Source organism: Salipiger sp. 1_MG-2023 (assembly GCF_030547555.1).
In the GTDB taxonomy this organism is placed as follows: Bacteria; Pseudomonadota; Alphaproteobacteria; order Rhodobacterales; family Rhodobacteraceae; genus Salipiger.
Map to the genome: position 1 here is coordinate 1 of NZ_JAUOQN010000106.1, position 6,525 is coordinate 6,525.

Below are 6,525 nucleotides of genomic sequence, written 5' to 3' on the forward strand. Positions count from 1 at the left end.
TTATGTCGAGCGCTACAATCGGACGGTCCGGCACGAGTGGCTGGACCTCCACATCTTCGAAACCATCGACGAGGTGCGGCAGATTGCCACCGAGTGGCTCTGGTCCTACAACAACGAACGCCCCAACATGGGAAACGGCGGGATGACACCCGCCCAGAAACTGAGCATGGCCGCGTAAATTCTACGACCAAGCCCCCGTAAAAACGGGGGGATTACCATTGCTTTGCACTGTGCTTCCTTCGTTCTGGTCGGTCAGTGGAGGCACTGCCGGAAACGGATGGCCAATCTCTCATGGCACGGGACTTCGACCGCCAGGTCGTGAGCATCCAAATCCGTATCGCCGCGCTCAAACGCTATTCTGCGCTTGGCATAGCTCTCACTGAGCCGGTAGGCTAAGCCCTTCTGGAGAAAGGGGCAGTTCGCCCTTCACCCGATTTGTGCGACAAAGCTGAGTGAATCTTCACCACCGATATGTGCAACAAGGTCACACAGCCCGCAAATGACTCGGCTGGAAGACCCTGACCGGAGTCTTCCGCAAAAAGAAGATGGGGGAACTCGACCAAAACTCTAGGCCTTGCAGGCTAAGGCCGGGGCGCTTCAAATGGTGCTGACACGATTGGGGGGATCCGCAGGCTGGCCCGCAAAGGCCGCGCTCAGCCGGTCCACATCGATGTCCGCCGCATGGCCGTTCGCGACCACCCGCCCCCCGTCGAGCAGGAAATAGTCGCTGCATTCGCGGATCACGCTTGCGGTGTGGCTGATCACCACCACCGTGCGGCCCGGTTGCTGCCGCGCCAGCATCGCCAGAATCGCGCTTTCGGACAGCACATCCATCGAATTGGTCGCCTCGTCGAGGATCAGCAGATCCGGCTGGCGCACCAGCGCCCGCGCCAGGGCGATACGCTGCCTCTGACCGGCGGACAGGTTGTGCCCGCGATAGCCGACCTCGCTGCGATACCCGGCGGGCAGATCGGCGATGAACCCGGCGGCGTCGGCGGCCTGCGCGGCGGCCTCGATCTGCGCATCGGTGGCACCGGGATGCCCGTAGCGGATATTGTCGGCGATGGTGCCTTCGACCAGCTCCAGCTCGGCGCCGACGACCGCCACCCTCTCGCGCCAGTCAAAGGCATCGAGCTCGCGCATGTCGCGCCCATCCAGCACGATGCGGCCACTGTCGGGGGCGATCAGCCCGCACATCAGCGCGGCGATGGTCGATTTCCCCGAGCCTGAACGGCCAATAAGCGCAACACTTTTTCCCGCCGGAATCTCAAGATCGATGGTATCGAGCCCGGCCCCCTTTTCGCCCGGCCCCGGATAGCGGAACGAGACCTGTTCAAAGCGCAGCGACTGCCGCAAACGCGGCCCTTCGACGCGATCGGTCGGCGCGTCCTGTCCCGTGTGCTGCGTGGTCTGCACCAACCAGCTGACCTCGTCGAGCGATCCGGTCCAGCCGCGCAGCAAGACCAGCGCGTTCTGGATCTGGCGCACCTGCGGCTGAAGCCGGTACAGCAGCACGGTGAAGGCGATGACCACCGAAAACGGCGTACCCAGTGACCATGCGATCAGTGCGATGGCAAAGAATTGCAGCGCATAGGCGATCTCGGTCAGCGGCCCCAGCAACGCCTGCGCGCGACTGACCGCGAACACCGCCCGGCGCACGGAATCGGATGCGCGGGCGAAATCCTCCATCTCGTGCGCCTGCCGTCCGTACAGACGGATCAGCCGCCACGCCTCGACGATATGCAGCATCCGCGCGGCGAGGCGGCGGTTTTCAGCGGTCACCACAGCGCCAAGCGCGGCCACCCGGCGCGTGGCAAGATGCACCAGCAGTTGCACGCCCGCGAGGCCGACCGCCAGCGCTGCCGTCAGGGGCGGCGACAGCAGCAGCAGAAAGGTCAGCAAGGCGATGCAGGCCGCAGCGCTGACGGCAATGGAAAACAGCGTTCCAACCGCATCAGCCGCCCGCCAGCTTTCGTTCGAGATGACGTTCAGTAGCCGGTGCGGCGGCGCGGTCATCAGAAAACGGCTGTCGGCGCGCAACAGGTCGTTGCCGATCTTCTGGCGCAGCACATGGCCGGACCGGCCATAGATCCACGCCAGAAGGTTGGTGTTCACATAGGCAACAAGGTTCTTGAGAAGGATCAGACACAGAATGACAAGGCCGATGGCGACCCCTCTGTCATTCTCGGGCAGCAGCCGGCCAAACGGCGCAAGCACCGCCGGCAGCGGCTTGTCGTGACCCGCCACCAGATCAAGCAAGGGAATGAGCAGCCCGATTCCCATACCCTCAAGCGCGGTGCCCAGAAGCCCCAGCACGAATACCAGCGGAAACCATGGCAGCGCCTTTGCTAGCACCGGCTCAAGCGCGGGGTGCAGACAAAGGCGACCCGATCGCCAGTAAAACAGGTTCATCATCGCGGAGAAGCGCAGATTCTGGAAGACGAGCCGGAATCGTATGCTATCGTCGATCTTGGTTTCGCTCGGGGATCGGGAACTTTAGACTGATACGCCATATTCACAGTTTGATACTCACACGCCTGAACTGAAGACCAACCGTCTCGGGTGCAGCAGGTGCGGCTGCCGGATCGTCGGTGTTTAAAGGTTATCTTGTCTTTTGTTGATCGCGAAAGGAAATATTGTTGCCGCCGTTAGTGAGTGTCCTTCTGCCCGTATTCAATTCAGAAAAGTTTCTTTCCCAAGCCCTGACAAGCCTTTCCGCCCAGAGTTTCGCTGATTTCGAAGTCATCGCGATTGACGATGGCTCGACCGACAGGTCAGGCGACATGCTGACGGCACACGCGGCGGCGGACCCGCGCTTTCATGTGACGCGACGCGAGAATCGCGGCCTGATCGCGACGCTGAACGAGGCGATCGCGATGGCGCAGGGGCGGTTTCTGGCCCGGATGGACGCGGATGACATCTGTTTCCCAAGCCGGTTCAAAGCCCAGCTTGCGGCCTTTGCCGACGAGCCTGGTCTGGCGATCTGCGGCACCAATTTCGTTACGATGCATGCCAACGGGCGGGTGTCGCGCGCGGGCGCCGACATTCTGTCAGAGCCGCGGGATCTGGCCATCGCCAGCCGGTTCTTCACCAGCCTGCGCCACCCCACCGTCATGATCGACCGCGAGGCGATGGGCGATCAGCTGCATTATGACAATGCCTACCCCTGCGCCGAGGATTTCGACCTGTTCCGCCGCGTCGCAGAGCAAGGGCGCCTGCGCCAGCTTGTCGAACCGCAACTGGCCTATCGGCTGCATCCGGGCAGCGTGTCGCGGCTTAGGGCCAGAACAATGACACAGTCCCATGTCGGCATTCTCGAAGAGAATCTGCGCCGCTTTTACCCGCAGGCAAGCGGAACCGGGATCGACGGTCTGGTTGATGCGCCGGGGCCGCAGACCGCCGCGCTCGCCGCCGATCTGATCTGCCGTCTGGCGCGGCTGGCCCCGGCACAACCCGAGACCGAGCGCCCTGCCTTCAATCTCGCACGGCGGACGATCTTCTACTTTCTCTACTCGTACATGATGTTCAACGGCAAGATCGCCAATGTGGCGGCGTTTCTGAATGGCTGCGACGGCTGGTCCCTTGTCAGGCGGCGCGAATGGCCACTGATCAAGGCGGCGCCGATGCTGTCGGGGCTGTGCGACAGCGCCTACCGGCGGGTGCGGCAGATCGACGACATCGGGGCCTTCCTGACGACCTGCCCCGCTGTCGATCTGGTTCCGGGGTTCAACCAGACGCTCTCGTCAACGCCGGAGGTCTGATGCAGCATGCAATGATCCCGGACGTCAGTGTTCTCATCGCGACGCGCAACCGCGCGGCTGCCGCCCTGCGGTGCCTGCGCTCTGTGCGTGCCGCAAGCGCCCAGTCACCGGATATCGCGGTCGAGATCATCGTGGTGGAAAACGATCTTGGCAACCGGCTAAATCCAGTGGAACGCATCCTTCGCGACGAATTCGCCGATGCGGCGAACGTCACCTTCGTGGCAGAAGATCTGCCCGGTCTGGCGCGGGCGCGCAACGTGGCGATTGCGCATGGCAAGGGGCGCATTCTTGTCTTTATCGACGATGATTGCCTGATGGACGCGCAGTACTTCAACGATCTGCGCAAGAATCTGGGCACCAGTCCCGGCGCATGGGATGGCACGGTGCCGGTGCTGTTCGGCGGCCGCGTCGATCTGGCCGACCCGGCGGATCAGCCATTCACCATCCGGCTGCTGGACAGCCCCGAAACCTATACCGTCACGCGCCATCCGGGCGGCTTTGTGCAGGGCTGCAATCTTGTCATGACACGCGCCACGCTGGACAAGATCGGCGGGTTCGACCGCAGGTTCGGGGCCGGAGCGCGGTTCCGGGCTTCTGATGACACCGATATCATCGTGCGCGCTCACCGGGTCGGCATTCCGATCCAGTGCTTTCCCGACATGCGCGTGGCCCATGCGCATGGCCGCCGCACCCGCGAGGATATCGTGCGGCTGGCATCGTCTTATGCCTACGGCGACGGCGCGCTTTATGCCCGCCACGCCGGCGCGCCGTGGCTTCTGCGGCATTTCTACTGGACGTGCCGCGGCGCGGTATTCGAGCTTTTCGGAGGCCGCAAATTCGCGCCAAGTCTCGATCTGTCGCATTGGAAGGTCCTGCGCAACAATCTTGCCGGTGCGTCGAGTTATCTGACTCAGAGTCGCGAGGCCGTGCCGCCTCCCCCGCAATCCAGTTATCGCCCGCAGCTTGATTCCATCCGGGCGGTGGCGCTGCTTATGGTGCTCCTGCAACATTTCTGGTTGGTCGACACGGCAATCGGCCATGCCGGGGTGCGCATCTTTTTCGTTCTGAGTGGATTTCTCATTACGCGTCAATTACTTGCAAAACCGCCACTGGTCGAGTTCTACCTCAGGCGGGCCTCGCGACTGGCGCCTGCATTCGTGCTCGGGGTGCTGCTGGCGATATGGCTGGGATTCGATGGGGCGTCGCAATTCTGGAAATGGCATCTGCTGCAATTGACCAATCTTGTCATTGCGCGAGCCGGAGACTGGGGCATCGTCTGGCCGCTGGGCCATTTCTGGACGCTGAACATCGAAGCGCAGTTCTATCTGATCTGGCCGTTCTTCATCCTTGCCCTGCCATCGCGCGCGCTTGTGCCCTTCATCTGCCTGAGCATTCTGGCCGGGCCAGCCTATCGGGCGGGGCTTGCGATGGTGAACATGGAAGAGCCATGGCGCGTGTTGCCCTTCGGTGAAATCGACGCGCTTGCCATGGGGGCGCTGCTGGCAGTGGTGCGCGTACCTCTACTCTACAGGGCCGGCCTGTTTCTGTCGCCGGTCTGTGCGGTGATGGCCTTCCCCGAGGTATTTGCAGAGCACAGGATTTTGCGCCACCTCGGTATCTTCCTGTCGATCGTGCCCTTCGCGGCGCTGATCGCCGCAGGCCAGAACGGGCGGTTAAGCATCGGCGAAGCCATCCTTCCGGCCATCGGCAAGATCAGCTACGGCGCTTACGTCTATCACTGGGTGCTTTATGCAGTGCTCAACCGGGATCTTGGCGCCACGCCCGGCCCTGTGACCTTTGTCGTGGCGTCGGTTGGGACCCTGATCGCGGCGTGGATCTCGTTTCACGCCTTCGAGACTCCCGTGCGGCGAGGGATCCTGCGGCTTGCGCAGCGATCACGGCACCCACAGACCTTTGCCTGAGGGCGCGCCGGGGCTCTGTTGCTCAAATCGGCTGACCGACGCTTGGCCGCCCCACTCGCTGTGATGGGCCTTGCGATATGTCGCGTCGATCATCACGGTCTTCTGTTCGCCGTGCACGGCGGTCAGACCTGCCATCATCCGGGCGAAGATGCCTTTCTCACTCCAACGTTTCCACCGGTTGTAGAGCGCCTCATGCGGACCATACGCCTTCGGCGCATCTCGCCAACGCAAGCCATTGCGATTGATGAAGATAATCCCGCTCAGCACCCGCCTATCATCCCTCTCGGGACATTGCTGCGCGATGCCCTGCCGGGCAGTGAACGCGAGGCTTGCCATGAGGCTTGGGGAAGAAAGGGGCCAAGCGTGCCATCTGCGCGTCGGTCAGCCAGTAGAGAGTGCTCATGTTACAGCTGCGTCTTCGAAGCCGTGAATCATGCCGTCCGCACAAAATCAATGCATCCTGACCCTAGTCGCGGCACCTGCTCGAGAACTTGTTCGAAAAGTTTAAGTAATACAATTGTATAGCCATGCGCTGCTGCAAGACCGACGAAAGCTCCAGCCCATTCATCTCCCTCGCGGCGATCGCCCTGCGGCTGAAGTGAACATCAGCAGACCCTGGAAAATCTAGGTGCCCTAAACAAAAAGCCGTGGTCACTCGTTCGGTCATGTTGACAGAAGGCGCAGCCAAAACCCTGTCGTGGTGTCTCGCTTTTGCACCCGCTGCCTGATGATGGGCAGGGATCACGGTGCTGTCGATCATTTGAAGGGTAGTGCCCCGAGAGGTGGTGTAAGAGCGCCGACCTTCGGAGAGGTCCAAGGCTGATCAGGTCGCCACGGCGGAC

Annotated in this window: 4 protein-coding genes and 2 pseudogenes; 4 read left to right on the plus strand and 2 right to left on the minus strand. The window is 62.2% G+C overall.

Annotation, left to right across the window (positions count from 1 at the left end):
* Together Q4543_RS23430 and Q4543_RS23435 are read left to right on the plus strand one after the other, a co-directional pair.
* On the plus strand, window positions 1-178 hold a 178-nt coding region (locus Q4543_RS23430; RefSeq protein WP_303442394.1), incomplete at its 5' end, for an integrase core domain-containing protein.
* A gap of 101 nt (window positions 179-279) precedes the next feature.
* A pseudogene (locus Q4543_RS23435) lies at window positions 280-396 on the plus strand (IS5/IS1182 family transposase); the annotation flags it as partial.
* A gap of 201 nt (window positions 397-597) precedes the next feature.
* Here Q4543_RS23435 and Q4543_RS23440 read toward each other — a convergent pair.
* Window positions 598-2,415, minus strand: coding sequence for an ABC transporter ATP-binding protein (locus Q4543_RS23440; protein ID WP_303442388.1), 1,818 nt, complete (start codon window positions 2,413-2,415; stop codon window positions 598-600).
* Window positions 2,416-2,651: 236 nt separating this feature from the next.
* Between Q4543_RS23440 and Q4543_RS23445 the strand changes: the two genes are divergently transcribed.
* Both Q4543_RS23445 and Q4543_RS23450 read left to right on the plus strand, forming a co-directional pair.
* Complete coding sequence (locus Q4543_RS23445) at window positions 2,652-3,761, plus strand: glycosyltransferase family 2 protein (RefSeq protein WP_303442396.1); 1,110 nt, start codon at window positions 2,652-2,654, stop codon at window positions 3,759-3,761.
* The gene (locus tag Q4543_RS23450) at window positions 3,761-5,683 is read left to right on the plus strand and encodes an acyltransferase family protein (RefSeq protein WP_303442391.1); all 1,923 of its coding nucleotides are present in this window, start codon (window positions 3,761-3,763) and stop codon (window positions 5,681-5,683) included. Before Q4543_RS23445 ends, Q4543_RS23450 begins: the two co-directional genes overlap by 1 nt.
* Window positions 5,684-5,740: 57 nt before the next feature.
* On the opposite strand, the pseudogene Q4543_RS23455 reads toward Q4543_RS23450, so the two are convergent.
* A pseudogene (locus Q4543_RS23455) lies at window positions 5,741-6,086 on the minus strand (transposase); the annotation flags it as partial.
* Between the last annotated feature and the right edge of the window lie 439 nt (window positions 6,087-6,525).

Excerpts from the sequence above, each read along its gene's own strand:
- Q4543_RS23440 (WP_303442388.1), bottom strand. The coding sequence starts at position 2,415 with ATGATGAACCTGTTTTACTGGCGATCGGGTCGCCTTTGTCTGCACCCC.
- Q4543_RS23450 (WP_303442391.1), top strand. The coding sequence starts at position 3,761 with ATGCAGCATGCAATGATCCCGGACGTCAGTGTTCTCATCGCGACGCGC.